The organism is Nocardioides agariphilus (assembly GCF_015352445.1).
In the GTDB taxonomy this organism is placed as follows: Bacteria; Actinomycetota; Actinomycetes; order Propionibacteriales; family Nocardioidaceae; genus Nocardioides; species Nocardioides agariphilus.
Genome location: NZ_JADKPO010000005.1, coordinates 111,197 through 138,171, shown reverse-complemented (window position 1 = coordinate 138,171; position 26,975 = coordinate 111,197). Strand labels below are relative to the sequence as shown.

The window sequence follows — 26,975 nt, the reverse complement described above, 5'->3', positions numbered from 1 at the left end:
GGTCGCCTCCCCCTCTGTCACGCTCGCCTCCACTCGTGGTCGAGGCTCGTCGCTCCAGAGCTGCCTGGTCCGCGCGGTCCTGGTGCCTGAGAGGTTCCGGGGAGGAATTGCCCCTTCGGCGCTGGTGTCCAGACTCTCCCGCGCGGGATCGCCGGCTGTTGCGTGGGCGAACTTACCACCGCACTGTTGCGAGGCGTGCAACGACTCGACGAAGCCGAGCACGCACGACGGCCCGCGTCCTGGATCGACGCGGGCCGCTGAGGAGCAGGCGGGTGGGATTGGTTCAGCTGGTACGACGCATCCGGCGGGCAGCGAGCTCGTCACCGGGCGTGGACGCGGTCTCATCGTCGAGGGTGCGCTCGCTGGGCAGCTCGGCCAGCGTGCCCTCGATCTCGCGCCACACTCCACCGATGGCGATGCCGAAGACGCCCTGACCGCCCTGCAGCAGGTCGATGACCTCGTCGTTGCTGGTGCACTCGTAGACGGAGGCCCCGTCGCTCATCAACGTCACGCGGGTCAGGTCGTCGGTGCCGCGCTCGCGCAGGTGCTGGACCGCGGTGCGGATCTGCTGCAGCGAGATGCCGGCGTCGAGGAGTCGCTTGATGATCTTGAGGATCAAGATGTCGCGGAAGGAGTAGAGCCGCTGCGAACCCGAGCCGGTCGCGGACCGGACCGTGGGCTCGACCAGCCCGGTGCGGGCCCAGTAGTCGAGCTGCCGGTAGGTGATGCCCGCTGCGTTGCAAGCAGTCGGCCCGCGGTAGCCGAGGTCGCTGGGCAGCGGCGAGACGTCGTCGGTGAAGAGCAGTCCCTGCTCCTGCGCGACACCGGCGGCCTCCACGGCCTCCGCGTCGATCCCTGGGTGCTGCTCGTGCTCGTTCACCGGATCACCAGTCTTTCGGGAAGTCTGCTCCGCAGCGTGTAGCCCTAGGGGAACCGCGGCGGTCTGGTCCAGGGTAGACCTGGGAAGACCACAACGGTGGAGTTACACCGGAGACAGTTCACCGTAGGGGTCAGCCTGAGGGTGGTCAAAGACTCACCCGGCGTGTCGCAACCATCAACCTCTGGTTGAGGGTTAGCCGTCGGTGCGCTCGAAGTCCTCGGGAGTGACCTGGTCGAGGAACTCCCGGAAGCGCTCCACCTCGTCCTCCTGCTCGGCCGGCACGGCCAGGCCGACCTCGTCGAGCACCTCCTCGGAGCACACGATGCGACTGCCGGTGCGCAGGGCCAGGGCGATGGAGTCCGAGGGGCGGGCGCCGACCTCGACCCCCGAGCCGAAGACCAGGTTGGCGTAGAAGACGCCGTCCTTCATGTCGGTGATCTGCACCTCGGTCAGCTCTTGGCCCATCGCCTCGAGGAGATCTTTCATCAGGTCGTGGGTCAAGGGCCTGGGCGGCACGACCCCTTGCTGGGCGAACGCGATGGCCGTCGCCTCGACGGCGCCGATCCAGATCGGCAGGTAGCGCTCCCCCGAGACCTCGCGCAGCAAGACGATCGGCTGGTTGGAGGGCATCTCCACCCGGACACCCATGACGTCCACTTCGCGCACGCAATCAGGCTACCCCTAGACCGTGAAGGCGTGGGCCAGCCCAGGGATCAGCCCAGGGATCAGCCCAGGGATCAGCCCAGGGATCAGGCCAGGGATCAGGCCGGCGACGAGCCCAGTCGTCAGCCCAGTCGTCAACCCTGCTTGAGGCCCGACTTCACCAGCGTCGCGTGCAGCCGCACCGACAGCGCGGCGATCTCGGAGACGGTCTCCTCCGCGCGAGCCTTGGCGGCGGTGTCACGCCCCCGCTTGTGGGGCGCGACCACCTGCTCGACGAGGCCGACCTCGCGGTCGGCGGCGGTCTTGAAGGCCCGCAGGTGGCGGGGCTCGAAACCGAAGTCGGCCAGCTCGCGGGCGGTCCGGGCGATCACCAACGCATCGGTGTCGTAGTGGCCCGTCCCGCGCAGTGAGGTGATCAGGCCGAACTGCTCGAGCTCGACGAGCAGCTCCTCGCTGATCTCGGCGATCTTGACCAGCTCCTTGCGCGAGAGGCGCAGCTGGTCGCGCCGGCTGAAGGAAGCGGCGCTCGGCAACCCGTCAGCAGCGAGTGAGACCTGCGGAACCGTGGGGACGACGGGCTCGAGGGGCGGGGGCGCCAGCCCGCGGTCGATGGCGTCGAGGTGCTCGCCGATGACCTTCAGCGGCAGGTAGTGGTCGCGCTGCATCCGCAGGACGTAGCGCAGCCGGTCGACATCGTCGCGGGAGAACTTCCGGTAGCCCGATGGCGTGCGCTCGGGCTTGATCAGCCCCTTGTCCTCGAGGAAGCGGATCTTGGGGATGGTGACGCCCGGGAAGTCGGGGCGCAGCTCGTCGAGCACCTGCCCGATGTTCATGCGGGCACTCGCACCAGCCGTGTGGCTGTTCGCCTGGCCCGTGATCGGCCGAGCGACCGAGCCCTCCCCGTTGTCCGGCACGGTCGCCCCGATCAATCGGTGCCGGCCGCTGCGCCCGGATGGCCCGAGAAGAACACGAGGCGGTACTTGCCGATCTGCACCTCGTCGGAGTCCTTGAGCACGACCTTGTCGATGCGGTCGCGGTTGACGTAGGTGCCGTTGAGGCTGCCGGCGTCGGCCACCGAGAACTCGTTGCCCTCACGGGTGAAGACTGCGTGCCGACGCGAGACCGTGACGTCGTCGAGGAAGATCTCGCTCTCGTTGTGACGCCCCGCACCGACCTCGTCCTTGTCGAGCAGGAAGCGGCTGCCGGCGCTCGGGCCCTTCTGCACGACCAGCATGGCGCTGCCGGAGGGCAGTGCGTCGACCGCTGCGGCGTCGACCGGGCTCAGGTGGCGATCGGAGGTGTCAGCCTTCTCGGGCGGGGTGCCGATGCTGATCGTCGCGGTCGCCTCGTCGGCTCCTGGTGCGCTGCCGCCCAAGCCCTCGGCCGGGCTGACGGCAGGCCCGTCGGCTACGGGGTGGTCGACCACCAGCTTGGTGCCACAGCGTGAGCAGAAGCGGGCGTCATCGGGGTTCTGCTTGCCACAGGCGGTGCAGAACGTCATCGGCGCTCTCCTGGGACGGCTCGGGATGGGTCGGACGGGTCTGGCGTGGCAGAGTCTGTCTGGGTCAACCCTCACCAGACGGTTGAGGGTGACGGTTCTTCCGAACCTACCAGCAGCCGCGGATCCGACAAGCGGTTCGCCGCAGGCGTGCCGCGCCGCCTCAGCCTCCGAGCGCGGCCTGGTAGGTCGCGGAGTCGAGGAGCGCGTCGAGCGAGCTGGCGTCGGCGAGCGTGACGTCGAAGAGCCACCCACCGCCGTACGGGTCGTTGTTGACCAGCTCCGGGGTGGCGTCAAGCGACTCGTTGCGAGCGACCACGACGCCGGAGACCGGGGCGTAGATGTCGCTGACGGACTTCGTCGACTCCAGCTCGCCGCAGGTGGTGCCGGCCTGGAGCTCCTCCCCGACCTCCGGCAGGGACACGTAGACGATGTCGCCCAGGGCGTCCTGGGCGAAGTGGGTGATGCCCACGCGCACCGAGCCCTCGGTCTCGCCCGGGCTGCGCACCCACTCGTGCTCGGCGGTGTACAACAAGTCGTCGGGGTACACGTTGTCTCCTTGGTTGCCGCTGACGGTATCCAGAACCTACCGAGTCACTCCGGTGAGGCGAACTCGGGTCGAGTCGACGGTGCCACGGACTCGATGTCGATGCGCTCGAGCTCGTCGATCTGTACGTCGGCCCCGTCGTCGCGCAGCTGCGATGCCGGCCCGTCGCTGAAGACGAGGGCACCGTGCAGCGCCTGCGGGTCGCCGATGACGTCGATGACGTAGGGCGAGCTGAGCACCGTCCCGTCGATCGAGAAACCCCCGACCGAGTCCTCGAGCGAGGTCTGTGCGACGACCCTGACCTGCCCGTTGAACTGCATCGCCTCTGCCCCTGCGGACCTCAGCTCCTCGATGGTGTCGAGCACCGAGTCGATGTCGACGGGCCCGGTCTCCTCGGTGATGGTGATGCGGATGCCCGGGCCGGTGACGGGGACCAGTCCGGCCATGATGTTGAGGGTGTCGACCTGCTTCTGGGCCTCTTCGAGGGCGGCGCTGAGCTGTTGCGAGTCGGACTGGAGCTCGCGCTTGGTCTGCTCGAGCCGCGCGATCTCGGACCGGGCCACCTGAGAGGTGCCGGCCAGCCCCGACAAGACGTCGACGAGGTCCTGCTCGCGTAGTCCGGTGTAGCGGTCGTCGACATCGGTGGTGCGCACCTGCACGACGGCAGCGAAGCCGAGGACCGCGAGCAGGAACGCCACCACGACCTGGCCACGGCCTGGGTGGAGGAGCGCGTCGCGCAGACGATCGCGTCCCGGACCCCGGCTCGTGCGAGCCTCAGGCATGGAATCAGGCATGGAAAAGGTGTCTTCTGATCGCCGCGACGTTGGAGAAGATGCGGATGCCGAGCACCACGATCACACCGGTCGAGAGCTGGCCGCCGACGCCGAGCTGATCGCCGAGATAGACGATGGTCGCGGCGATCACCACGTTGCTGACGAACGAGACCACGAAGACCTTGTCGTCGAAGATGCCGTCGAGGTAGGCGCGTAGGCCTCCGAAGACCGCGTCGAGCGCGGCCACCACGGCGATGGGCAGGTAGGGCTCGAGGCCGCCTGGCACGTCCGGCTTGAAGACCAGGCCCAAGACGATGCCCACCAGGAGTCCAACGGCGGCGATCATGACCCACCTGCCCCCGCATCTTGGCCTGGGCGCTCGGGAGTCTGCTCGAAGGGTCGGACGACGCGCAGCCGGTGCGGCCGCGCCGCCGGCAGGCTCAGGGAGTCGGCAGGCTTGACGGCGTAGTCGAAGCCGAGGCTCTGCACGAGGGTGAACCAGCGTTGGCCCATCGTCGTGTCGAGCAGGTCGGCCTGCAACGTGTCGGGGTTGCCGATCACCAGGATCGTGTAGGGCCGCACGAGTGGCGTGCCGGCGATGTGGATGGCAGGACCGACGTTGTCGAAGGCGGTGAGGTTGGTCAGCCGCTTGCCGTTGACCGAGATCGCCTCGGCACCGGCGTCCCACAACCCGTCGACCAAGGTGGCCAGGTCGGAGTCACGCACCTGCTGGGACACATCCCCGTCAGGTGCGTCGTCGACACTGATACGCAGGCCGGGTCCCCTGACGGCACCCACACCGGTGCGTGCCTCGAGCCGGGTGATCCTCGCGGCTTGTGCCTGCTCGTCGGCCTGCGCCTGGGCGACGTCGCCGCGCAGGGCGTTGGTGGAGGTTCGGAGCTTGTCGAGCTCGGCCTGGAGATCGGCCAGACCTTCACGTCTCTCCTGGGCCTGCTCGACCAGGCTGGCCATGCTGGCGTTGGCTTCCGGGGCGTTGCGCGATGTCTGGATCGCCGCGATCGCCACCAGCACCCCGAACACCGCCATCACTGCGGCGGCCACCTGGCGGGGACGACCAGAGCCCGGGCTGGGCGGCCTCTGGGCAGCGGAGCTGCGCGGCCGCTCGCGGGACTTGCGCGCGGCCACCACCTGGTAGTCCTCGTCGAGGGACTCGCGCACGATGCGGTCCAGCAGCGGCATGACGACCTGGTCGGGCAGTCTCGTGGCCGACTCAGGCATCGCCCGACACCTCGCGCCCCATCTCGCCCGGCATGTCGGTGTGACGCCCTGGTTGCCCGTCCAGTTGCCCGTCCGGTTGCCCACCTGGTCGCCCGTCCGGTCGCCCGTCCGGTCGCCAGCGTTCGGTGGTGCGCATCAGCTTGAAGACCTGGTAGGCGTAGAGCACACCGGCCCACCAGTACAGGCCGATCCCCCACCACGCGAACGCCCACCCGAACACCTTTGCCAAGGTGGCCACCACGCCCTCCCCGTCGCCGAGCAGCAGCAGGGGGAAGGCATAGAGCAGGTTGAAGGTGGCTGCCTTGCCGAGGAAGTGGACCGGCAGCGCGCTGTAGCCGCGGGTGCGCAGCAGCGGCACCAGCCCCCACAGCAGCACGTCGCGCAAGGGCAAGATGACAGCGACCCACCACGGGATGATCTCGCGCAGGCCCAGGCCGATGACGACGGCCAGGATGTAGAGGCGGTCGGCCACCGGGTCGAGGATCTGGCCCAGCGGTGAGGTCTGGTCCAGGCGCCGGGCGAGGTAGCCGTCGAGCCAGTCGGTGACACCCGAGACCATCAGGAGGACCAGGGCCCAGCCGTCGGCCTCGGGACCGAGGACCAGCCACAAGAACAGGGGTACGCCGGCCAGGCGGCCCATGCTGAGAAGGTTGGGCACGGTCCACACGCGGCTGCCGCGCGTCGGGGTGTCCTCCACTGTCTGCCTGCGTCCTCGTGAGTGGTTCGTGCTACGTCGACGCGGGGCCGATGAGTCCTCGGGTGGCCGCCCCCGCCGCGGCCAACCCTATCCGTCGCCGTCTCGCCGATCGGGCAGGCAGGCTACTCGTCGAGGTGGGCGGCGTCGCGAATCTCGCCGACCAGCTCCTCGATGACATCCTCGAGGGTCGCCAGCCCGAGGTAGGCACCGTCGTCGTCGGTCACGGTGGCCATGTGCGAGCCGCGCCGTTGCAGGATCTCCAGCGCGTCGTGGAGCGAGTCGCTGGATCGCACGCGGGCCAGCGGGCGGATCCAGCGAGGGTCGATCGGGCGGTCGCGGCGCTGCTCGTCGGTCTCCAGCACGTCCTTGATGTGGAGGTAGCCGACCGGACCTCCGGCGCCGTCTTGGCTCTCCACGACCGGGAACCTGCTGTAACCCGTTGCCGCGCACACGTCCTCGACCTGCGCGACCGTGGTGTCGCGGGGCACCGTGGTCAGGGTGTCGGGTCGCATCACGACGGCGGAGACCGAGCGCTCGGTGAACCCGAGCGCACCGGCGAGGCGGTCGTACTCGTCGGCTTGCAGCAGGCCCTCGCCCCGGGACTCCTCGACGAGTGCGGCGACCTCCTCACGGGTGTAGGTCGAGCTGACCTCGTCCATCAAGGTGACGCCCACCAGGCGCAGCAGCCAACGAGCGACGCCGTTGATCACCTTGATGACCGGACGCAGCAGGGTGACGATCGCCCACACGGGCGTGCCGAGCACGAGCGCGGCTCGGTCGGGTCCGGCCAGCGCGATGTTCTTGGGGATCATCTCCCCCATCACGACGTGGAGGAACACCACGAGCGCCAAGCCGATCGCGAACGCCACCGGGTGCAGGAACGACTCGGGAACGTGCAGCGCGTGCAGGCCGGGCTCGATGAGGTGAGCCACGGTCGGCTCGGCGACCGCGCCGAGCACCAGCGAGCACACGGTGATGCCGAGCTGGTTGACCGCGATGACCTCCGACATGTTCTCCATGGCCCGCAAGGTGGTGCGGGCGAAGCGGTTGCCGGACTCGGCCAGTGGCTCGATCTGGGTACGGCGGGCGGAGACGAGCGCGAACTCCGCAGCGACGAAGAACGCGTTGCCCAGCAGCAAGAAGATCGCCAGGAAGATCGCGGTGACGCTGTTCATCGCCCGGTTCCCTGCCCGGTTCCCTGCCCGGTTCCCTGCCCGGTTGCCTGCCCGGTTCCCTGCTCGGTTCCCTGCCCGATCAGCAGCCGCATGGACAGACGGTCGATGCGCAGGCCGTCCATGTGGGTCACGGTGAGTGCGGCGAGCTGGTGCTGGACGTCCTGGATCTCCGGACCCTCACCGCGGTCGCGGACGGGGACCACCACCTCGGCGACGTCGCCGATGCTCGGGACCTTGCCGAGCACGCTGAGCACGAGGCCGGCGACGGTGTCGTAGTCCTCGCTCTCGGGCAGCTCGACGTCGGTGAGGTCGGCGACCTCGTCGGGCCTGAGCAGCCCCGACAGGGACCAGGATCCGTCGCGCAGCTGCTGGACCTGCTGACCGCGCGGGTCGTGCTCGTCGGCGATGTCGCCGACGATCTCCTCGACGACGTCCTCGAGGGTGACGATGCCGGCGTGGCCGCCGTACTCGTCGAGCACCACAGCCATCTGGAAGCCGTCCTCGCGCAGCAGCGACAGGAGCGGGTCGAGGCGCAGGGAGTCGGGCACCACGATCGGCTTGACCATCAGGTGCTTGACCCGCGTGGTGTGGCGCTCGGCGGGCGACAGCGCGACCGCGTGCTTGACGTGCACGGTCCCCACGACGTTGTCGTCGTTGTCGAGAACGGGGAACCGCGAGTGTCCTGAGGTCTTGGCTGCCTCGAGCACCGCCATCGCCCGGTCGCTGACCTCGAGGCTGATGGTGCGCACGCGGGGCGTCATGATCTCGCCGGCAGTGCGCTGGCCGAACTCCACCGAGCGCTCCATCAGCTCGGCGGTGTCGGCGTCGAGCGTGCCCTGGTCGGCCGACCGCGCGATCAGGGAGGCCAGCTCGGTCGAGGACCGGGCCGAGCGCAGCTCCTCCTGGGGCTCCATGCCCAGGGCCCGGACGATGGCGTTGGCCGATCCGTTCAGCAGGCGGATCGGATAGGTGTTGAGCGTCGTGAAGGCGCGCATCACGCCTTGGGTGGCTCGGGCCGTCTCCATCGGCCTGGCGATGGCGAGGTTCTTGGGCACGAGCTCACCGAAGATCATCGTCAGCGTCGAGCCCACGGCAAGCCCGAGCCCGATGGCGAGCGGATGCACGACGTCTGCCGGAACGCCGAGTCCCTCGAGTGGTGGACCGATCAGCTCGGAGATGGCGGGTTCGGCCAGGAAGCCGATGGCCAGGTTGGTGACGGTGATCCCGACCTGGGCGCCCGAGAGCTGGGTGGACAGCGAGCGCAGGGCCGCCAGCACGCCCTGGGCGCTGGCATCACCCTCGGCGGCGAGCTGCTCGACGCGCGAGCGGTCGACCGTCACGAACGCGAACTCGGCCGCCACGAACACCCCGCACGCCGCGATCAGCAGCAGCGAGACCGACAGCAGGATCCACGCGGTCATCGGTCGTGCCGAGGATGATGAGGGCCGTCCATGTGCGGCGCGTGCGTCCTTCGGGGTCCGGGGAAGAGAACTCCGCCACTCTAGTGCCGCCGCATCGCGCTTCACGATTCACAGGTTGCGCGAGGGCGCCCCGTCCTACGATGTGGCCACCCCCCTCCCTCGGAGCACTCCATGACGACTCCCCCACCGAGCCGCCGCGCGCTCGTCGGCGGTGCACTGGCCGCATCCGCGGTCGCAGCTGCGACCAGCGCGCCGGCCTACGCCGCCAGCGGTTCGATCCGACTCCTCAGCGGGCCGGACCGTCATCTGGTGACACGGTTCTCCTACGGTCTGAATCCGACCCTCGCCCACCAGGTGCGCAAGGCCGGAGGCGGCCACGCCTGGTTCGAGCGTCAGCTGCGGCCCAGCACCATCGCCGACGTTGACGCCGCCAAGGTCGACACCTGGTGGCCCGAGCTCCGCTTCTCTCCCACCAAGCTGTGGCAGCGGCAGATCCAGCAGGTACAAGGTGGCTGGGAGGTGATGGCGAACTACCAGCGTCGTGCCCTGCAACGCCGGCTGAGGACGAACCGGCCGGTTCTGGAGATGATGAGCGAGTTCTGGGAGAACCATCTCAACGTCCCGGTCAACGGCGACGCGCAGTTCACCTATCGCGCGGCCTACGGCGACATGATCCGCAAGCACGCCCTCGGCAGGTTCAGCGACCTGCTGGTCCATGCGATCACGCACCCGGCGATGCTCATCTACCTCGACCAGGCGACCTCGACCAAGGCGCACCCCAACGAGAACCTCGGTCGCGAGCTGCTGGAGTGCCACACCGTCGGCAGGGGCCACTACACCGAGGACCACGTCAAGGCCTCCGCCCGGATCCTCACGGGCTACACGGTGGACATGTGGGACACCTGGCAGGCGCTCTACAACCCCGAGGAGCACTGGCGCGGCACCGTCAAGGTGATGGGCTTCCGCGACGCCAACACCTCCAAGGACGGTCGCGACCTGACCCGGCGCTACCTGCGCTACCTCGCCAAGCACCCGGCCACGGCTCGTCGGATCGCCTGGAAGCTCGCGGTCAAGTTCGTGAAGGACAAGCCGTCCTCCACCCTGGTCGGCCACCTTGCCAAGGTCTACCTGAAGAACGACACGGCGATCGCGCCGGTGCTGCGAGCCCTGGTCGCCTCGCGCGAGTTCCAGCGCTCGGTGGGCGCGAAGGTACGCGACCCCGGCGAGGACATCGTGGCGACCTACCGCTTGCTCGGCGTGCGCCTCGGCTCGCCAGCTACCTACGACGCCGGTGTCAACGCCATGCTCTGGCAGGCCGGCACTCTCGGGATCACCCCGCTCGCCTGGCCGCGACCCGACGGACAGCCCATCGACAACGCCTCGTGGTCCTCGCCCGCGCGCCTGATGGCCTCGCTCGACATGCACTACACGTTGAGCGGTGGCTGGTGGCCGCGCGAGCGCACCCACTACATCCAGCCCGTGGACCGCCTGCCGGCCAAGCAGGTGCGCTTCGACCGGCTGGTCGACGACCTGTCGCGCCGGATCCTGCACCGGCCCGCGAGCGACAAGCTGCTCAAGGCCTGCTGCATGGCGACCGCAGCCAAGCCCGGCGAGATCATCTCCGACCAGCACCCGGTGGTGCTGTGGCTGATGCCGCGGCTGCTGACGACGATCCTCGACTCCCCCGACTTCATGAGCAGGTGACCTCGATGACAGACGTGGACCAGCGGGAGTGCTGCGCGGAGTACGCCGCCATGAGCCGTCGCGGGCTGCTCAGCGGCGCCATCGCGATCGGCGCCTCCACCACCGTGTTCGGATCGGCCGTCGTCACCGCCTCCCCGGCTGCGGCAGCGCCCGCGCCGTCGGTGTTGGTGGTGCTCTCGATGCGCGGCGCCTGCGACGGCCTGAACCTGGTGGTGCCGCACGCTGACCCGGCCTACTACGCGGCTCGCCCGAGCATCGCCGTACCCTCCGAGTCACTGCTCGAGAAGGACGGCTACTTCGGCCTGCACCCCGCACTCGCGCCGCTCGTGCCGTTCTGGACCGCCGGCAAGCTCGCCGCCGTTCACGCCACGGGCCTGCCGGCTCCCAACCGCTCGCACTTCGCGGCGATGGAGGCCGTCGAGGACGCCAACCCGGGGTCCTCGACCCGATCGGGCTGGCTCAACCGGCTCATCGGCACCGACTCCGACAGCAACCCGTTGCAGGCGCTGAACATGGCTGGTGGTGTCCCGCCGACCTCGCTGTACGGCCCGCAACCGGTGATGTCCGCCGACCGCATCTCCGACATGGGCATCGCCGGCGACGACCAATGGGACGAGGACCACCGCAGGCTCAAGTCCCTGCACCTGCTGTGGGACGGCAACAGCAGTGGGCTGGGGCGCTCGATGAAGGCGACCTTCGGCGCGGTCGAGTCCTTCAAGACCTTGAAGGCCAGCCCGACCGACCCCGCGAACGGTGCCGTCTACCCGGACTCGGATCTGGGTCGGGCGCTGTCCGAGGTGGCCCGGGTGATCAAGACCGACATCGGCGTCGCCGTGCTCACCGTCGACCAGGGCGACTGGGACCACCACACGGGCGAGGGCACCATCGAGTGGGGCAACCTGCTCAACAACGCCCGCGACTTCGCGGGTTCGCTCGGCGCCTTCTTGACAGACCTCGGCTCGTGGACCGACAAGGTCACCGTGGTGACGATCAGCGAGTTCGGGCGCCGGGTGCAGGAGAACGCCAGCGGTGGCACCGACCACGGCTACGGCAACGTGATGTTCCTGGCTGGCGCGGGAGTCCAGGGCAAGAAGTACTACGCGAAGTGGCCGGGTCTGACCAACAGCCTCGACGGCGACCTGTTGGTCACCACCGACTACCGCAGCGTGCTGTCGGAGATCGTGGTCAGCCGCTTCGGGATCAGCACGTCGGCGGTGTTCCCGGGGTTCGTGCGCGAGACCGTGGGAGTGATGGCGGGCGCCTGAGGGAGCGGACCGATGAGCCGCTCAGTCCTCCACGGTCTGTCGCCGACGTCGCGGCTGCTGCTGGGTCTGGGTAGGGGTGGGCGGCGTGGCCGGCGGGTCGGCCAGGAGCGCCAGGATCGCCGGGTCGTCCGCCGGGCGACCGGTCGTCTGGGCCAGGCACGCCGTCATCGCCACGAGATCGCCCGCTGACACGCCCTGGGCCAGGCACGACGTCCAGGCGTCGAGCAGGTCCTGCGGCACTCCGGGCGTGCCGGGGTCGGTCGGGTCGCTGGGGTCGCTCGGGTCGGTCGGTTCGGTCGGGGTGGCCGTGCCGGTCTCGTTCGGGGTGGCCGTGCCGGTCTCGGTCGGCGAGGTCGTCGTGGACTCCGGCTGGGTCGGCTCCGAGGTGGGCTCCGACGTGGGCTCTGTCGAAGGGTCGGTGGAGGGGTCGCTCGTCGGTTCGGCGGTGACGGTGGGCGTGCTGCTCGGCGTGGCCGAGGCAGTGGGCGTGGCCGTCGGTGTCGGCTTGCCAGTGGGCTTCGCGGTCGGCGTCACGACGTCGAAGGTCGGCGTGCCGTGGGTGGGGGTCGCCGTGGGAGTCGAGGTCGTCCAGCCCCCACCTGGGTAGTCGTCAGGGTTGATGACGCCGCTGCCGCCGTAGACGCGGAACAGCGCCGGGTCGGCGCGCAGGTAGCCCGCCATGATGCCCAGCACGTTCTCGACGTAGGCCTCGCTGTGGTTGTAGCGGAACACGGCGGCCCGCTGCCCCTCGGCGGTCGAGAGGTCGTCGGTGCCACTGCACAGGTAGACGGCGGTCGCCAGGCTCGCGTCGTCGATGTCTTGTGGGTCGCGACGGCCATCGGCATCGGCATCGACCCCGACCACGGTCCAGGTCGACGGGATGAACTGCATGGGGCCGACCGCCCGGTCGTAGCTGGAGTCGCCGTCGAGCAGTCCGGCATCGGTGTCAGCGATGCGCGTGGTGCCGCCCTTGCCGGTCAGCTGCGGGCCGAGGATGGCTGGATGGACCACGCCGTCGGCGGTCATCAGGGCACCGCCGAACCGGCCGTGGTTGCTCTCGACCTTGCCGATGGCCGCGATCAGCTGCCAGCCCAGGTGGCAGGCCGCGTCGGCCGAGCCGATCACGGTGCCTGCCCGCTGGTAGGCCGTCAACGCGCGACCGGGGATCGCGTCGACCGTGGCGTAGGCCGCGTTGACCACCACGCCGAGCCCGGCGCCGTCTCGTCGGGGCTCGCGCGAGACCGAAGCCGGGGCCTCGACGGGGTCGGCGAGCTCGGGAAGCAGCGGCGCGACCGGCTCGACCCGATGGGCGGAGGGGAAGGCAAGGGCACTGGAGTGCGAGCCGGCCTCGGGGCGCACCAGTCCGGCGAGCGCAGCGCCGGCGACCGGGGCCATCACGGCGACCAGACACAGACGACGCAGAGCCGCAGCCCGCCCCAGTCGCGTGTTGGATCGCTCGTTGCGTTGCCTCACCGGTCTCCCCCGAAATATCCAGCCTGGTCGCGGCCCCCACCGCAGGTCGCCAGGCTACCGCCCGACCTGGGGTTCCTCATCAAGGAGTTTCCCTCCCTCGGGCCGATACGTCTGTGCCCGGCATGACACTGTGGTCGCCTCGTGACCGTGAGCACACCGCGAATCCGTCGTCAGGTGTCCTCACACGCTGATCTATGCGCTGGCTCGCTCCGGACAAGGAGAGCGGGCAGCCGAGATCCTCGACCAGCGGCTCGACCGCAGGCAGTCGCCGCTGGATGCGCGCCGACGCGCGGCACTGACGCCCGCCGCCATGGACGGCACCGGCGGCGTGGCGGGCTGAGGTCAGGCGCCGTCGAACCCGCTCAGCAGGAGGAAGAAGACCACGACCCCGAGCACCAGCATGGCAACGCCGACGACCGCGCCCACCCGGGCACCTCGAGCGCGCGAGGCGTTTGGGCCTGCCAGACCGGGCAGCAGGGCTCCGACCACGAGGCCCACCAGCACCATCAGTGCGACGGCGACCACGATGATCCAGTTCTCGTTGTCGTCCTCGCCGAAGGGAGCGGCCGCCATCGGCAGGCTGAGAATGCCGAGGACCAGGAGGATCAGCACTGCTGCCCACCTCTGGCCGGCCACGCTCGCGGTTGCCATGGCCCCCCTCGTTTCCAACCGGCCGATGACGGCCTTTGAACTCACATATCCCCGCCGCGAACTCTAGCCAGCCGGCCACCTGCCCGACCAGCGGCTCGCGAGATCGCGCCCACCCATCTGGACGTCTGGACGGGATGGACGTGCGTCAGGGCCCGGCGTACGGCGTGGTCCGGGCCAGGGCGAGCGCTCGCTGCTGGTCCCAGCCTGCGGCCTGGTTGTAGAGCCACGGGCGCCCGAACCAGAGGTACCCGTCGACGTACGCCGATGCCTCGGCCTCGTCGGCGGCGGAGAGCCCCCACGCCGGGTCGGCGACGTCGGTGGTCGGCGGAATGCCCAGGGTGGCGCAGCGCGAGTCCTGCTTGTCGGCGCACACCCGGGCGTTGTCGAAGTTGGGACCCCGGTACTCGTAGCCCTTGAAGGGCTGGCCGTTGGACGAGGTGTTGATGACGGCGTGCTTGTCCGGGATCCCACGTCGCTCCAGGGCCCGGGCGATGTCGGCGGCAACCCTGACCTGCCGTGCGGTCGAGTCGTAGTGGGTGCTGTTGAGCGCGAAGCCCCGCGCCAACTCGATTCCGGCGGGCACCAGGATCCGCAGTGCCTTCGCGACGTCTTCGCGGAGCCAGTCCGCGGCTCCCACCTCGATGTAGACGCTGGTGTTGGGCTGTGCGGTGAACCGCTGGGTCGCGTAGCGGATCAGCCGCAGCGGTAGGTCGGAGCCACGTGGCGTGCACAGGGCGAATGGCGCGTCCGGCTGCAGGATCAGGGCCACATGTGCGGTGCCGATCGCACCGGCCACGTGGTCGATCCACCTCTTGTACCGGGCTCGCTCGGATGCCGTGGGCAGCCGACGGCAGGCCTCGCGCTCCCACGGCTGCATCGCGAAGATCGCCATCTGGACCAGCGCCTCGGGGTCGCCGTGCTGGCTGTCACTGATGTACTGCCGGACGTTCTTGGCCACCCTGTCGGTGCGCAGCCACTGGCCGAACCAGGTGGCCTTGGGTCGCAGAGCGATCTTGGCGAGCAGCTCGCGCTGGCGACCACTCGCCTTCTGGTACGCCGCCCACGAGTGCTCGAGACCGCCTTGGTAGACGCCCCAAGTGCGGCCGCTGAGCGGGTTGTCGGGGGTCGAGCCGGGCGGGTCCGAGTGGGCCTCGGCTGCGTCGGGGGTGGTCGGGGGGACGGTGATGGCGAGGGCGAGGAGCACGCTCAGGATCGCACCGAGAACGTGACGTGACCTCTCGCCGGCGGGGGGGACCGGCATTCGTCCACCGTACCCAGGTGGTCCGGGTCGCATGCATCGTCCGTTCGGACAGGAACCTGTGCCCCACCCGGGTGGTTCGTCGGCCCAACGACGGACAGGCCGCCTGCTGGGTCGCACCCTGGGATGACGCTCGCTCAACCCTGGATCACCCTCTGGCCCCGTCGTCGTCCGAAAGGGGTGGGGCAGATGACACGAACCGACCGCTGGCTGCAGACGATGGCCGACGCGGCGCTGTGGCTGCTGTTCCGCTTGGCCCGGGTGCGCTCCTAGCTGATGGTCGCCTCCCTGGCAGCCTCGACCCTTCGCATGAGCGGCGCGGACAGCACACCGTGCACGAGCACCGACAACACGATCGTGAAGGCCACCGTCGACCACAGCCAGTTCTGGTCGAGCTCCTCGGACCGGCCCGATGCGAAGGCCAGGTAGTAGATCGAGCCGACACCGCGGACCCCGAAGAAGGCCGTGGCCAGGCGCTCCACCCGCGACAGCCCTCCGGGTGCGCGTTCATCGCGGTGCCACGAGGACAGCGCGACCAGGCCCGCTACCGGCCGCACCAGCGCCACCAGCGCGACAGCCACGACGACCCCCCGCCAGTCCAGGCTGCCCAGGAGGCCGCGCGTCAGCGCGATCCCCAGCACCAGCAGGACGAACAGTGTCAGCAGGCGCTCCAGCCTCTCGACGACCTCGTGCATGGCGGCGTGGTACTCGTGGGCGCGCTCGGCCGATCGGAAGGCCATCGCGCACGCGAAGACCGACAGGAAGCCGTAGCCGCTGGCAACCTCCGCCAGCCCGTACGCCGTGACGAGCGCCGCGATCGCGAGCAGCGACTCGCCTCGCTCGGCCACCCTCAGTGCCCGGCGGGGTGACCGGAACGCCACCCGGGCCAGTGCCCACCCGACACCGACTCCGACCGCGAGGCCGACGAGGGCCTTGCCCACGACGTACCAAGCGACCCAGGTGGCCCACCAGCCGGTGATGGGTCCCTCCGTGGCCAGCAGCACAGCGGCCATCACGAAGGGGAACGCCAGCCCGTCGTTCAGACCGGCCTCGGAGGTGAGGGCGAACCGCACCTCGTCGTCCTCGTCCGCCGAGTCGTCCCCCGTGCGAGGACCGGCCACCTGCACGTCCGAGGCCAGCACGGGGTCGGTCGGCGCCAGCACCGCGCCGAGAAGGACGGCGACCGCGGGCGCCAGACCCAGACCCCAGCCCAGCAGGGCGATGGCGGCGATGCTCAGCGGCATCGCCACGACCAGCAGGCGCCACGTGGGCGACCACGCAGCCCATGAGGACCGGTCTCGCCAGCGCAGTGGACGATCCAGAGCCAGGCCGACACCCATCAGGGACACGATGACCGCCAGCTCGGTGACGTGCTCGATGGTCGCCTGGTTGCGCTGGGGATCAAGAGGGAGCCCGTCGGGCAGCGGTGTCAGCCCGAGGAGGAGGCCGACTGCCACCAGCACGATCGGAGCCGACAGAGCCCAACGGCTGACGAGGTCGGGAAGGACGACCGCCAAGAGCAAGGACAGGCCGGCGACCAGGAAGGTGAGGTCGGCCGTCACGCCGGGGCCCCGGCTCGGCCGATGCGAGCCGTCATGGAGGCGGGGTACCCGAGATCGCCTCAGGACATGCCGGCCAGAGATGGCCGGTTCCCGACGTGTCCTCCCAGCTGGGCGCCGGACGTGTGCCAACAATGCTGGGATGGACGAGCCCCCCGCAGCCGCCCGCCGTCGAGTGCTGAAGGCAGCCCTCGGTGGCGCGGTGGCCGTCGGCGCGGTCAGCGGCGCCGTCAGGTGGTGGCCTGACGACGGATCCGACGGCGGCTCGGCAGGCACGTTGGTGCTGGCCGGCGACGGCACCGACCAGATCAGCTCGGTCGAGGTGTCACTCGACGACGAGCGGGTCAGCCGGTCGGCGTCGGGCTGGCAGACCTCGACGATGTCCACGTCGGTCTACTCCATGCTGGCCCTGACCTGGGATGACCTGGCCGCCGCGCCCGTCCTCGACGTGCGCACGCGCCGCAAGGGCACCTGGAGCCACTGGCGGCGCGTCTCGCTGCTGCACGACCGGCCGGACGAGGACGACGCAGCCGAGACCGTGAGCCGCGGCGGGAGCGAGCTGATGTGGATCGGCCGGGCCGACGGCGTGCAGGTCCGGGGCGCGGGCAGCCGGGTGCGCGGCCTTCGCCTCCTGCTGATGCAGCCGTGGCGGCAGCCCGGCGACGACGCGCCGGAACCGCTGGCCCGTGCCTCGGCCGCAGTCTCGGTGCCCAAGCCCTACATCCGCGGCAGGCGCCAGTGGCACGCCGACGAGTCGTGGCGCGACGGCAGCCCGCGCTACAACCGGACGATCCAGCAGGTGCACGTGCACCACACGGCCAACAGCAACGACTACCGGCGCGAGGACGTGCCGGCCCTGCTGCGCGGGATCTACCGCTACCACACCCGCTACATGGGCTGGTCCGACGTGGGCTACAACTTCCTGGTCGACCGCTTCGGTCGGATCTGGACCGGTCGCGCCGGCGGCGCGGGCCGGCCGGTGCGCGGCGCCCACACACTGGGGTTCAACGCGACCTCGACCGGCATCTCGGTGATCGGCAACTTCGAGACGGCGAGGCCGTCGTCGGCAGTGCTCGACGCCATCGCCAAGATCGCCGCCTGGAAGCTGGGCCCCTACGGTCGCGACCCCGAGGGTCTGGTGCGGGTCTACTCCGAGGGCAGCGACAAGTACCGCGTCGGCCGGACCGTGACCCTCCCGGTCATCGACGGGCACCGCAACACCAACGACACCGCGTGTCCCGGCGACCACCTCTACCACGCGATTCCCGAGATCCGGCGTCGCACGGCGCAACTGCTCGAGTACTACTCCAAGGTCCACGTGCTCGAGCGACCTACGCTCACCGGCGAGCCGGCTCTCGGCCACACGCTGCGGGTGGAGGGTGGCCGCTACGACCCTGGCGACGCAACCGTGTCCTACACCTGGCTGCGAAGCGGCACACCGATCGCAGGCGCCCACGAGGCGTCGTACGTCGTGCGGCCCGCCGACGCCGGCTCGAAGCTCGCGGTGCGCGTGGTGGCTCGCAACAGCGGGATGCAGCCGGCGCAGCGCACCCTGTGGACGTCGCGGCGCGTCACGGTTGCCTCCTCCGTCACCCTGATGCCCCACGCCCGCGGCGACGGTCGGCTGCGCATCGACGTACGCGTCTCCTCCCCCGACGGTGTCGCGACCGCGACGGGCGAGGTCATCGTCAAGGTCGCCGACCGGCGTCTGGTCGTCAATCTGGTTGACGGTCACGCGATCGCGAAGTTCGGCTGGGTCAGGCCGCTGGACCCCGGCCGCTACGCAGTGCGCGCTTGGTACGCCGGGGACCGTGCCCACCAGACCGACGGGGCGACGATCCGCGCACGCGTGCGTCGTTAGAAGGCCAGGACGAAGTCGATGCGGACCCTCTGCGCCCTTGGCGCCCTGACGGCGGGGGGACTCGTGTGGCAGGTGTGGCCGGTCGGCGTCGTGGTCTCCACCTGGTGGCGCACCGCGCCGGGTGGCGACCCTCGCGCAGTCCAGCCGGCAGCCTGCTTGGCGTAGTTGCAGGCCTCGCAGAGCCCCTGGGCGTTGTCGGCTCGGGTCTCGCCGCCCTCGGCGACGTCATGGGCGTGATCGACGTGGCGGATGGGCGCGTCGCACCACGGCGTGCGGCACACCTGGTCGCGGAGCCGGATGAATCGCGCGAGGCCACCGCGGAACCGGCGGGCGCGCGAGTCCAGGGCAACGAGCTGTCCGGTTGTCGGGCTGGTGTAGAGCCGTCGTAGCCAGACCTGTTCGTCGCGGCTGCAGGCGCCGGTCACGATCTCGCGAGCCAGCTCGGCCGGTATCGGCCCGTAGCCCGGGACGTTGGCTGGTTCGTCGCTGGTGCCGAACAGAGCCTGGTCGGTCATCACCAGCTCGACCAGAACCCCCGCCGGCCTGGCGGCGTCATCGTGGGGCGCCTCCTCGGGCAGGTGCCAGCGCGTCTGGGCATCGTCGCGCCGGGAGACGTCGTCGAGAACCGAGGAGACCAGCGTGTCGGCCATCACCTGACCGCGGCTGCGTGGGTCGCCGGCGGCTCGGGCCGAGTCGGCGGTGCGGGTCAGCCCGGCGTAGGCGGCGACGCCGTCCTGGACCGGGAGCAGGGCCGTCAGCCACGTCATCGCGTCGGGGGCCGGTCGCAAGGTGACGGTGCGGTCCTTCTCGGCTCGTCGCCGCTTGGCGACGTCGGACTCCGGGTCGAGCCCATAGGCCCTTCGCCGGCACGCCGCAGCGAGCTCGCGAACCCCCATCCGCTCCACCTTCGCCGCGTCGGCCGCGACCTCCCGGTCCACCGCGGCGCGGTGCTCGCGGGTCAGGCACGCGGTCTCGCGGGCGATGACGGTGGCCTTCCACTCGGTGATCCGACCGGCCCGCCACGCGGCCCAGGTGCACGGCAGCTCGCGGCGCACGATGGTCGCGAGTCCGAGGTGTCGCTGCCCGGCGTGGGGTGACTCCCGCCGAGCCAGCGCGACCTCGCTCGCCACGCCCCGGCCCCGACGCATAACCGGCACCCCGCGCTCGGCCTCCGACGCCCTCCGCGACTCGTCGAGCTCAGCGGACAGCAGCGCCTGGGCAGCCGTCGCCACGCACACGAGCTCCTCGAGCGCGCGGATCGTGTCGACCCGCTCGGCATCGCGCAGGTCCGACGGCGTGCCCAGTGTCCTGGAGAGTGCGCGCGCGAACTCGTCCACCACACCCGTGGAGAGAGTTGCGAAGACCCGAGAATCGAACATGTGTTCGAATCATAGCAAACGACGCGATCTCTCGACAAACCGAACGCGCACGCCGCCAGGTCGAACCTCAGGTGGCCCAGCTGCCGTCGGCGTGCACCAGCGCCACGGCCAGGGCCGCGGCCACAGCGACCATCACGACCATCCAGAGGATGCGGGCCCAGCGCCCGGGCACGACTGCGACCGACCCCGGCAGCACCGGCGCGCGCAGCACAGTCGCCCGCAGGGCAGGCACGAGGCGCCCGAGGACGTGCAACCCGGCGGCGACGGCCCACACCGCGAAGAACCCCTGGTGCACACTGACCCAGTCCACCCGCAGGCCGGCCATGGTGAGCAGGCTCTGCCGCGACCGGTCCTCCCCCAGCAACACCAGCAGCACCCCCGTCCCGAGCAGACCCAGGGTCGAGGCGACCACCAGGGGGCCCAGCAACCGGAGCACGAGCGGCGGCGGCCCCGCCTGACGGTACGACGTCTCGCCGGCGTAGTAGCGCACCATCCGCCAGCCCGTGCTTGCCGTCTTCATCAGTGCCGGCGGGACCAAGAGGGCCCCCAGCGCGACGTGCCAGGTGATGAGGCCTCGCACGTCGAACAGCGTCAGCAGCTCGGCAGCCGAGAGGGCCAGCAGCACCAGTGCCGTCCATGCGGTGAGCAAGGCGTTGCCCGCCGGTCCGCCACTTCCGGGACGGACCGGGTTCTCGCGGACCTCGCGTCCGGTCGCCTCCATGAGGGTTGCCCTGAGCGCATCCTGGAGGGCACCTCGCGACTCTTCGTGTGTGGATCGCACGGGTCTAGCCTCCAGGTCCTGTCGGTGGAGCTACGGTGCGTCGACGGTCGTCGATACGCCGGTCGGGGCGCGGCCTGGCGATGGTGCTGAAGCGGCGCGCCCGGCGGCTGAGCAGTCGGCGCGGCGACGGCACGGCCGCGGTCACCGGTGTGGCCGGTGCCTGGGCGACGCGGAAGAACCACCACTTGCCGATCTCGATGATGACCAGGTACCCCAGCACCATCAGCACCAGCGTCACGAAGAAGGCGCCAGGCAGTGGGGCGAAGCCGAGTGACTCGGCGAACGGCGTCGCGGGCAGGATCGCGCCGAAGGCAGCCACCCCCAGCGCGGCCAGCGCGACCGGAAGGCTCGGGTGGCTGCGGAAGAACGGCACCCGCCGGGTGCGGATGGCGAAGATGACGAGGGACTGGGTGGCCAGGGATTCCACGAACCACCCGGAGCGGAACTCCGCGGCGTGGGCATGGAAGATTCCGAGCATCACCGCGAACGTCGCGAAGTCGAACAGCGAGCTCAGTGGCCCGAAGACCACCATGAACCGCCGGATGAAGCCGATGTCCCAGTGCGAGGGCCGGCGGAGCTGCTCCTCGTCGACGTTGTCGGTCGGGATGGCGAGCTGGCTGGCGTCGTACAGCAGGTTGTTGAGCAGGATCTGGGACGGGAGCATCGGCAGGAACGACAAGAACAGCGACGCTCCGGCTGCGGAGAACATGTTGCCGAAGTTGCTGGACGTGCCCATCAGGACGTACTTGATGGTGTTGGCGAAGATCCGCCGCCCTTCGGTGACGCCGTCGGCCAGGACGCCGAGGTCCTTCTCGAGCAAGATGACATCGGCGGCGTCCTTGGCGACGTCGGTGCCGGAGTCGACCGAGATCCCCACGTCCGCACCATGCAGGGCCAGGGCGTCGTTGACGCCGTCGCCGAGGAACGCCACGCCGGCGCCTGCGCTGCGTCGGGCCCGCACGATGCGGGCCTTGTGCTCGGGAGAGACGCGGGCGAAGACGGTGGTCGCGTCCACGGCTGCCGGCAGCTCGTCGTCGGTCAGCGCGTCGAGATCGTGGCCCGTGAGTACCGCGCCGCCGGCCAGCCCGAGGTCGTGGCAGACCTTGGCGGCCACGGAGGCGTTGTCACCGGTGACGATCTTGACGTTGATCCCGAGCCCGGCGAGCCGCTGCAGGGCCTCGGCCGCTCCGGGCTTGGGTGGGTCGAGGAAGACCAGGAAACCGAGCAGGTGCAGCTCGGCCTCGTCGGCCGGCACCAGCCGATCGCCGGTCGTCTGACGGGTTGCCACGGCTACCACCCGGTTGCCGGCGTCGAACTCGCGAGCCATCGCCTGACGAGCCGCATCGGGTACGTCGAGGCAGCGCTCGAGGACCGTCTCCGGTGCGCCCTTGGTCACCATCGTGGTGGTCGCGCGCTCACGTACCAGCACCGAGACCATGCGACGGTCGTGGTCGAAGGGCAGTACGGCCAGGCGCCCGACGCCCGCCAACTGAGGTGCGAGGTGGGCCACCGCGGGCGAGTCGACGAGCGCCTGGTCGAGCGGGTTTGCTCCGACGCTCACGCCCTCAGACGCCAGCGTCTCCGTGCACAGCAGACCAGCGCGGAGCACATCATCGGTTCGCGCCGTGCCCACCGGGATCGCACGGGCGTAGGTGATCTGCCCCAGGGTCAGGGTGCCGGTCTTGTCGGTGAACAGCGTGTCGACGTCGCCGAGGTCCTCGATGCACACGAGTCGCTTGACCAGCACCTTGCGCTGCAGCATCCGCCGGGACCCGGCGGCGAGGCTGGTGGCCACCACCGCGGGCAGCAGCTGAGGCGTGATCCCCACGGCGATGGCCAATGAGAACAGCAGTGCCTCGAGGAAGGGTCGGTCCAGCACGAGGTTGGCGACGAAGATCAGCGAGGTCAGGGTCCCCGCCACGTAGACCAGCAGCATCGAGAACCGGCGCAGCCCCGTCTGGAAGGCCGTGTCGAGCTGATGGACGCTGAGTCCCGCGGCGATGGTGCCGAACTGGGTACTGGCCCCCGACGCGACCACGACACCACGACCGTTGCCGGCCCTGACGATCGTGCCCATCAGCGCACAGCAGGTCAGGTCGCCGATGGCGGTCCCCACCGGAACCGGCGTCGTGGTCTTCGCCACCGACTGCGACTCACCGGTCATCATCGCCTCGTCGCACTCGAGGCCGTTGACCTCGAGCAGCCGAAGGTCCGCCGGGACGACCTCGCCGAGCTGGAGCCGGACCACGTCGCCGGGGACCAGCGACGTCACGTCCACGGAGGCCGGGCGACCGTCACGGACGACCACCGCCTGGTGGCTGATCTCGGCGTGGAGCGCGTCGGCTGCCTTCTCGGCCCGGTACTCGTTGACGAGACCGAGGCCGACCGACATCGCCACGATGGCCGCGATGATGACGGCGTCGCTGCGCTCACCGACGAAGTACGACGCCAGGGCGGCAGCCAGCAACAGGCCCAGCAAGGGCGATCGGAGCTGGTGCCAGAGCACTGGCAGCAGGCGGGCACGATGGGAGGAGACCGCGTTCGGTCCGTACTCGGCGGTCCGGACCGCAACCTCGTCGGTCGACAGCCCCGCGTTCGCGTCTGAGCCAAGGCCCGCCACCACGTCCTCGAAGGTCCGCGAGGCTGCGGCACCGAGCGGGCCGCTGTCGTCGTGCGATCCGGCTCCGGAGCTCCGAGGCCAAGCCCCGGTGGTAGTTGTGCCGGACAGCAAGCTGCTCAACACGCCTCCTCTGCCGGTCGGGGCCGACCTCCATTCAGAGTCTCGCCGTCGCCTCGGCGGCTCGACAGTGACGTGCGTCGCCGCGACCCGGGACCATGGTCCCTGGCCCACGCACGACCGGTCGTGGCCTACGGACGCAGAACCTCCCGGGACCCACGGGGTCCCGGGAGGATTCCGGTGTCTCGTCAGACGGGCTGGGGCACTCGTCCCGTCTGCGGCTGGTCGAGATGCCCTTCGCGACGAGCGTGGCGGAAGCCGAGCGCGACGAGCACCAGCAGGACGCCCGCTCCGACGAAGGAGACGATGGCGGCGATGCCTGCGATGGTGCCGATCGTGGCGAACGCGTAGCCGTAGAGGAGCAGGCCGCGCAGGGTGTTGCCCATGAACAGCGTCTGGCGGAGCCCGGCCAGCGCCTGGCCTTCCTCGGATGCCTTCTGCTCGTCCGACAGCGCGATGAACTCGCCGCTGACCTCCTCGTAGGTGCGTCCGTCACCGGCCGCGTTCATGTGGGCCAGGATGTAGTGGTCGGCGAAGGCCTTGGCCTCCGGGCCGGTGTCGAGCTTGCTGCCGGCGTACTGCTTGAGCGCGGCGGCGTCGGCCTCGGGGACGCTCTTGAGCGCGTCGCCCTCGGGCATGGTGATGTCCTGCATGACCAGCTGGTCGTGAACCTGGTCTCCCACGAACTGGTTGGCCCAGGTGAGCAGGCCTCCCGCCGCCAGCAGAAGCGCGACGAGGGCGAGCCCCGTCCAAGAGATGAGCTTGTCGAATGCCGATCGCATGATGGTTCTCCCTTTCCTGGCTGCGATCCGTCATCGCCGCACTGATCTGACGGTAGGAATCAACCGGGTGGTCGCCGCAGAGGCTCAGGACCATGGCCCAGCGGGTCTTTGGTCCCGAGATCGCGCGCCTCAGCGCCCGAGCCGGCTCTCCAGGTCGAGGACCGCACGTGTCACGGCCAGCACGCTGTCGGGGTTGAGGCTCATCGAGTCGATCCCGATCTCGACGAGGAACTCGGCCATGTCGGGGAAGTCCGACGGCGCCTGTCCGCACAGACCCGAGTGCACGCCGTTCCTGCGGCAACCCTCGACGGCGAGCCGGATCATCTCCTTGACGCCCGGATCGCGCTCGTCGTAGTCGAACGCCACCAGGGCGCTGTCGCGGTCGACACCGAGCGTCAGCTGGGTGAGGTCGTTGGAGCCGATCGAGAAGCCGTCGAAGCGCTCGGCGAACTGGTCCATGAGGATGACGTTGTTGGGGATCTCGCACATGGCGTAGACCTCGAGCCCGTTCTCACCGCGCTTGAGGCCGAGCTCGGCCATCCGGTCGAGAACCAGGTCCGCCTCCTGCAGCCTGCGCACGAAGGGCAGCATCACGATGAGGTTGTCCAGTCCCATGTCCTCCCGCACCCGGCGCACGGCCCGGCACTCGAGAGCGAAGCCCTCGGTGTAGGCGGGGTGCGCGTAACGAGACGCCCCCCGGAAGCCGAGCATCGGGTTCTCCTCGTGCGGCTCGAAGTCCGAGCCGCCCAGCAGGCTGGCGTACTCGTTGGTCTTGAAGTCCGACATCCGCACGACGACCGGGCGTGGGAAGAACGCTGCTGCGATGGTGCCGATCCCCTCCGACAGTCGCTCCACGAAGTACGCCGCCCCGTCGGGGTAGCCGCTGGACAGCCGCTCCACCTCGGCGCGCACCGCAGGGTCGCTCACGAGTTCTGGGTGCACGAGCGCGAGGGGGTGGGCCTTGATGGACTCGCTGATCACGAACTCCATCCGGGCCAGCCCCACGCCGTCGGAGGGCAGCATGGCGGTCCGGAAGGCGAGGTCCGGGTTGCCGAGGTTGACCATGATCTTGGTCCGGGGCCGTTGCAGACCGGACACGTCGGTGGTGTCGATGTGGAACGACGCGCTGCCTGCGTAGATGCGGCCGGTGTCACCTTCAGCGCACGAGACCGTGACCGTGGTACCTGTCGCCAGCCGCGTCGTGCCGTCCCCGGTGCCGACCACGGCAGGGATGCCGAGCTCGCGGGCGATGATCGCCGCGTGGCAGGTTCGTCCGCCTCGGTTGGTCACGACGGCAGCGGCCGTCTTCATCACCGGCTCCCAGTCCGGCGTCGTGGTGTCGGCCACCAGCACCTCACCCGGCCTGAAGGAGCTCAGCTCGCCGAGCTCGTTGATCACCCGAACCGCTCCGCTCGCCACCCGCTCGCCGACGGATCGCCCCTCGCACAAGGTCGCGCCGTGCTCGTCGACGACGTAGCTCTCCAAGACGACCGCCGAGCGCTGCGACGCGGCGGTCTCCGGGCGCGCCTGCACGATGTAGGTCAGGCCGTCGACACCGTCCTTGGCCCACTCCACGTCCATCGGCACGCCGTAGTGCCGCTCGATCACGAGTGCGGCTTGGACGAGGTCGAGGACGTCGGCGTCGCTGATCGAGAAGCGGGCGCGATCGGCCTTGGGCGTGGGCAGGTTGCGCGTGGTGTGGCGCGTACCGCCCTCGGACAGCACCATCTTGACCGCCTTGTCGCCCAGGCGGCGGCGCAGCACGGCCCGGTAGCCGGCCGAGAAGGTCGGCTTGTGCACGTAGAACTCGTCGGGATCCACCGCCCCTTGCACGACGTTCTCCCCCAGGCCGTAGGCCGACGTCACGAAGACCACGTCGTTGAACCCCGACTCGGTGTCGATCGTGAAGAGCACCCCCGAGGCGCCGATGTCGCTGCGCACCATCCTCATCACGCCGACCGACAACGCCACCTTGAAGTGATCGAAGCCTTGGTCGACCCGGTAGTGGATGGCGCGGTCGGTGAACAGGCTGGCGAAGCAACGTTGGACGGCATCGAGCAGGCTTCGCTCCCCGCGCACGTTGAGGAAGGTCTCGTGCTGGCCCGCGAAGCTCGCGTCCGGGAGGTCCTCCGCCGTGGCCGAGCTGCGCACGGCGACGGCCGTGTGCTCGCCGTACTGGGCCAGCAGGCGGCGGTAGGACTCCAGCACCTGCTCGACGATCTCGGCAGGCAGCTGTGCGCCGTAGACGATCTCCCGGGCTCGACGGGCGCGACCGGCCAGGTCGACGACATCGGTCGGGTCGAGCCCGTCCAGCGCAGCATGCAGCGCCGGCCACGCGCCGCTCGCCTCGAGCGTGTGCCGGTAGGCCTCCGAGGTGATCGCGAACCCGTCCGGGACCCGTAGCCCCTCTGCGGTCAGCTCGCGGTACATCTCTCCCAGCGAGGCGTTCTTGCCGCCTACGAGGGCGACGTCGCGCAGGCCGATCTCGGAGAAGTCGCGAACGAAGCGCTGGTCGGTCATGGCGGTTCCCTCCTCGGCAGGCCGACGCCGGGCGCGGCGGCACTCCTTCCACGATCCGTCGGCGAGCGGCTTGCGAGTAGAGGCCAACGACTCCGTGGTCGCGGCTGGCACG

Annotated in this window: 23 protein-coding genes and 1 riboswitch; of the genes, 3 read left to right on the top strand and 20 right to left on the bottom strand. The window is 70.1% G+C overall.

What is annotated here, in order from left to right; genetic code table 11:
* Window positions 1–64: 64 nt before the first annotated feature.
* Window positions 65–151: riboswitch (glycine riboswitch) on the bottom strand.
* Window positions 152–283: 132 nt separating this feature from the next.
* The 11 genes from ISU10_RS05545 to ISU10_RS05495 all read right to left on the bottom strand — a co-directional run bounded on the left by ISU10_RS05545 (window position 284) and on the right by ISU10_RS05495 (window position 8,893).
* Window positions 284–880, bottom strand: coding sequence for a MerR family transcriptional regulator (locus ISU10_RS05545; protein WP_194695376.1), 597 nt, complete (start codon window positions 878–880; stop codon window positions 284–286).
* 192 nt (window positions 881–1,072) lie between these two features.
* Complete coding sequence (locus ISU10_RS05540) at window positions 1,073–1,546, bottom strand: bifunctional nuclease family protein (protein ID WP_194695375.1); 474 nt, start codon at window positions 1,544–1,546, stop codon at window positions 1,073–1,075.
* A gap of 131 nt (window positions 1,547–1,677) precedes the next feature.
* Window positions 1,678–2,376: a transcriptional regulator FtsR gene (gene ftsR / locus ISU10_RS05535; RefSeq protein ID WP_194695374.1), complete on the bottom strand. Its 699-nt coding sequence runs from the start codon at window positions 2,374–2,376 to the stop codon at window positions 1,678–1,680.
* A 92-nt stretch (window positions 2,377–2,468) separates the two neighbouring features.
* Window positions 2,469–3,044: a zinc-ribbon and FHA domain-containing protein gene (locus ISU10_RS05530; protein WP_194695373.1), complete on the bottom strand. Its 576-nt coding sequence runs from the start codon at window positions 3,042–3,044 to the stop codon at window positions 2,469–2,471.
* 160 nt (window positions 3,045–3,204) lie between these two features.
* Window positions 3,205–3,591 (bottom strand): glycine cleavage system protein GcvH, encoded by a 387-nt coding sequence (gene gcvH, locus ISU10_RS05525; protein ID WP_194695372.1) that lies wholly within the window; start codon window positions 3,589–3,591, stop codon window positions 3,205–3,207.
* Between the two features lie 44 nt (window positions 3,592–3,635).
* Window positions 3,636–4,370, bottom strand: coding sequence for a DUF881 domain-containing protein (locus tag ISU10_RS05520; protein WP_194695371.1), 735 nt, complete (start codon window positions 4,368–4,370; stop codon window positions 3,636–3,638).
* Window positions 4,371–4,374: 4 nt separating this feature from the next.
* Entirely contained in the window at window positions 4,375–4,707 is a 333-nt protein-coding gene (locus ISU10_RS05515; protein ID WP_194695370.1) for a small basic family protein, read from the bottom strand.
* The gene (locus ISU10_RS05510) at window positions 4,704–5,600 is read right to left on the bottom strand and encodes a DUF881 domain-containing protein (RefSeq protein ID WP_194695369.1); all 897 of its coding nucleotides are present in this window, start codon (window positions 5,598–5,600) and stop codon (window positions 4,704–4,706) included. The genes ISU10_RS05515 and ISU10_RS05510 overlap by 4 nt, the downstream gene beginning before the upstream one ends.
* A complete protein-coding gene (gene clsA / locus ISU10_RS05505) occupies window positions 5,593–6,297 on the bottom strand; it encodes a cardiolipin synthase ClsA (protein ID WP_194695368.1) in 705 nt (234 codons plus the stop codon). The genes ISU10_RS05510 and clsA overlap by 8 nt, the downstream gene beginning before the upstream one ends.
* 122 nt (window positions 6,298–6,419) lie before the next feature.
* Complete coding sequence (locus ISU10_RS05500) at window positions 6,420–7,472, bottom strand: hemolysin family protein (protein WP_194695367.1); 1,053 nt, start codon at window positions 7,470–7,472, stop codon at window positions 6,420–6,422.
* Window positions 7,469–8,893, bottom strand: a complete 1,425-nt coding sequence (locus ISU10_RS05495) for a hemolysin family protein (RefSeq protein ID WP_194695366.1) — start codon at window positions 8,891–8,893, stop codon at window positions 7,469–7,471. Before ISU10_RS05495 ends, ISU10_RS05500 begins: the two co-directional genes overlap by 4 nt.
* Before the next feature lie 171 nt (window positions 8,894–9,064).
* Here ISU10_RS05495 and ISU10_RS05490 point away from each other — a divergent pair, with 171 nt between their 5' ends.
* Window positions 9,065–10,597, top strand: coding sequence for a DUF1800 domain-containing protein (locus ISU10_RS05490; RefSeq protein WP_194695365.1), 1,533 nt, complete (start codon window positions 9,065–9,067; stop codon window positions 10,595–10,597).
* A gap of 5 nt (window positions 10,598–10,602) precedes the next feature.
* Window positions 10,603–11,862: a DUF1501 domain-containing protein gene (locus tag ISU10_RS05485; protein WP_194695364.1), complete on the top strand. Its 1,260-nt coding sequence runs from the start codon at window positions 10,603–10,605 to the stop codon at window positions 11,860–11,862.
* Between the two features lie 21 nt (window positions 11,863–11,883).
* On the opposite strand, the gene ISU10_RS22880 is transcribed toward ISU10_RS05485, so the two are convergent.
* The 4 genes from ISU10_RS22880 to ISU10_RS05465 all read right to left on the bottom strand — a co-directional run bounded on the left by ISU10_RS22880 (window position 11,884) and on the right by ISU10_RS05465 (window position 16,806).
* Window positions 11,884–13,335, bottom strand: a complete 1,452-nt coding sequence (locus ISU10_RS22880; RefSeq protein ID WP_370864791.1) for a lytic murein transglycosylase — start codon at window positions 13,333–13,335, stop codon at window positions 11,884–11,886.
* Between the two features lie 342 nt (window positions 13,336–13,677).
* A complete protein-coding gene (locus tag ISU10_RS05475; RefSeq protein WP_194695363.1) occupies window positions 13,678–13,986 on the bottom strand; it encodes a hypothetical protein in 309 nt (102 codons plus the stop codon).
* 145 nt (window positions 13,987–14,131) lie between these two features.
* Window positions 14,132–15,247, bottom strand: coding sequence for a glycoside hydrolase family 6 protein (locus tag ISU10_RS05470; protein WP_194695362.1), 1,116 nt, complete (start codon window positions 15,245–15,247; stop codon window positions 14,132–14,134).
* A gap of 266 nt (window positions 15,248–15,513) precedes the next feature.
* A complete protein-coding gene (locus ISU10_RS05465; RefSeq protein WP_194695361.1) occupies window positions 15,514–16,806 on the bottom strand; it encodes a cation:proton antiporter in 1,293 nt (430 codons plus the stop codon).
* 139 nt (window positions 16,807–16,945) lie between these two features.
* Here ISU10_RS05465 and ISU10_RS05460 point away from each other — a divergent pair, with 139 nt between their 5' ends.
* Window positions 16,946–18,664 carry an N-acetylmuramoyl-L-alanine amidase gene (locus ISU10_RS05460; protein WP_194695360.1) on the top strand — a complete coding sequence of 573 codons (1,719 nt, stop codon included), beginning with the start codon at window positions 16,946–16,948 and terminating at the stop codon, window positions 18,662–18,664.
* Here the strand turns inward: ISU10_RS05460 and ISU10_RS05455 are convergent.
* The 5 genes from ISU10_RS05455 to ppsA form a co-directional block, all read right to left on the bottom strand.
* Window positions 18,661–20,043 (bottom strand): HNH endonuclease, encoded by a 1,383-nt coding sequence (locus tag ISU10_RS05455; protein WP_194695359.1) that lies wholly within the window; start codon window positions 20,041–20,043, stop codon window positions 18,661–18,663. The two genes, ISU10_RS05460 and ISU10_RS05455, sit on opposite strands and share 4 nt — an antisense overlap.
* A 67-nt stretch (window positions 20,044–20,110) precedes the next feature.
* Window positions 20,111–20,824, bottom strand: coding sequence for a hypothetical protein (locus tag ISU10_RS05450; RefSeq protein WP_194695358.1), 714 nt, complete (start codon window positions 20,822–20,824; stop codon window positions 20,111–20,113).
* Between the two features lie 4 nt (window positions 20,825–20,828).
* Window positions 20,829–23,567, bottom strand: coding sequence for a magnesium-translocating P-type ATPase (mgtA, locus tag ISU10_RS05445; protein WP_370864787.1), 2,739 nt, complete (start codon window positions 23,565–23,567; stop codon window positions 20,829–20,831).
* Window positions 23,568–23,749: 182 nt separating this feature from the next.
* Window positions 23,750–24,343: a hypothetical protein gene (locus ISU10_RS05440; RefSeq protein WP_194695357.1), complete on the bottom strand. Its 594-nt coding sequence runs from the start codon at window positions 24,341–24,343 to the stop codon at window positions 23,750–23,752.
* Between the two features lie 129 nt (window positions 24,344–24,472).
* Window positions 24,473–26,863, bottom strand: coding sequence for a phosphoenolpyruvate synthase (gene ppsA, locus ISU10_RS05435; RefSeq protein ID WP_194695356.1), 2,391 nt, complete (start codon window positions 26,861–26,863; stop codon window positions 24,473–24,475).
* Window positions 26,864–26,975 lie beyond the last annotated feature (112 nt).

Excerpts from the sequence above, each read along its gene's own strand:
- ISU10_RS05490 (WP_194695365.1), top strand. The coding sequence starts at position 9,065 with ATGACGACTCCCCCACCGAGCCGCCGCGCGCTCGTCGGCGGTGCACTG.
- ISU10_RS05510 (WP_194695369.1), bottom strand. The coding sequence starts at position 5,600 with ATGCCTGAGTCGGCCACGAGACTGCCCGACCAGGTCGTCATGCCGCTG.
- ISU10_RS05500 (WP_194695367.1), bottom strand. The coding sequence starts at position 7,472 with ATGAACAGCGTCACCGCGATCTTCCTGGCGATCTTCTTGCTGCTGGGC.
- ISU10_RS05470 (WP_194695362.1), bottom strand. The coding sequence starts at position 15,247 with ATGCCGGTCCCCCCCGCCGGCGAGAGGTCACGTCACGTTCTCGGTGCG.
- ISU10_RS05440 (WP_194695357.1), bottom strand. The coding sequence starts at position 24,343 with ATGCGATCGGCATTCGACAAGCTCATCTCTTGGACGGGGCTCGCCCTC.
- ppsA (WP_194695356.1), bottom strand. The coding sequence starts at position 26,863 with ATGACCGACCAGCGCTTCGTTCGCGACTTCTCCGAGATCGGCCTGCGC.
- ISU10_RS05515 (WP_194695370.1), bottom strand. The coding sequence starts at position 4,707 with ATGATCGCCGCCGTTGGACTCCTGGTGGGCATCGTCTTGGGCCTGGTC.
- ISU10_RS05460 (WP_194695360.1), top strand. The coding sequence starts at position 16,946 with ATGGACGAGCCCCCCGCAGCCGCCCGCCGTCGAGTGCTGAAGGCAGCC.
- ISU10_RS05495 (WP_194695366.1), bottom strand. The coding sequence starts at position 8,893 with ATGACCGCGTGGATCCTGCTGTCGGTCTCGCTGCTGCTGATCGCGGCG.
- ISU10_RS05455 (WP_194695359.1), bottom strand. The coding sequence starts at position 20,043 with ATGTTCGATTCTCGGGTCTTCGCAACTCTCTCCACGGGTGTGGTGGAC.
- ISU10_RS05475 (WP_194695363.1), bottom strand. The coding sequence starts at position 13,986 with ATGGCAACCGCGAGCGTGGCCGGCCAGAGGTGGGCAGCAGTGCTGATC.
- ftsR (WP_194695374.1), bottom strand. The coding sequence starts at position 2,376 with ATGAACATCGGGCAGGTGCTCGACGAGCTGCGCCCCGACTTCCCGGGC.
- ISU10_RS05530 (WP_194695373.1), bottom strand. The coding sequence starts at position 3,044 with ATGACGTTCTGCACCGCCTGTGGCAAGCAGAACCCCGATGACGCCCGC.
- ISU10_RS05520 (WP_194695371.1), bottom strand. The coding sequence starts at position 4,370 with ATGCCTGAGGCTCGCACGAGCCGGGGTCCGGGACGCGATCGTCTGCGC.
- ISU10_RS05485 (WP_194695364.1), top strand. The coding sequence starts at position 10,603 with ATGACAGACGTGGACCAGCGGGAGTGCTGCGCGGAGTACGCCGCCATG.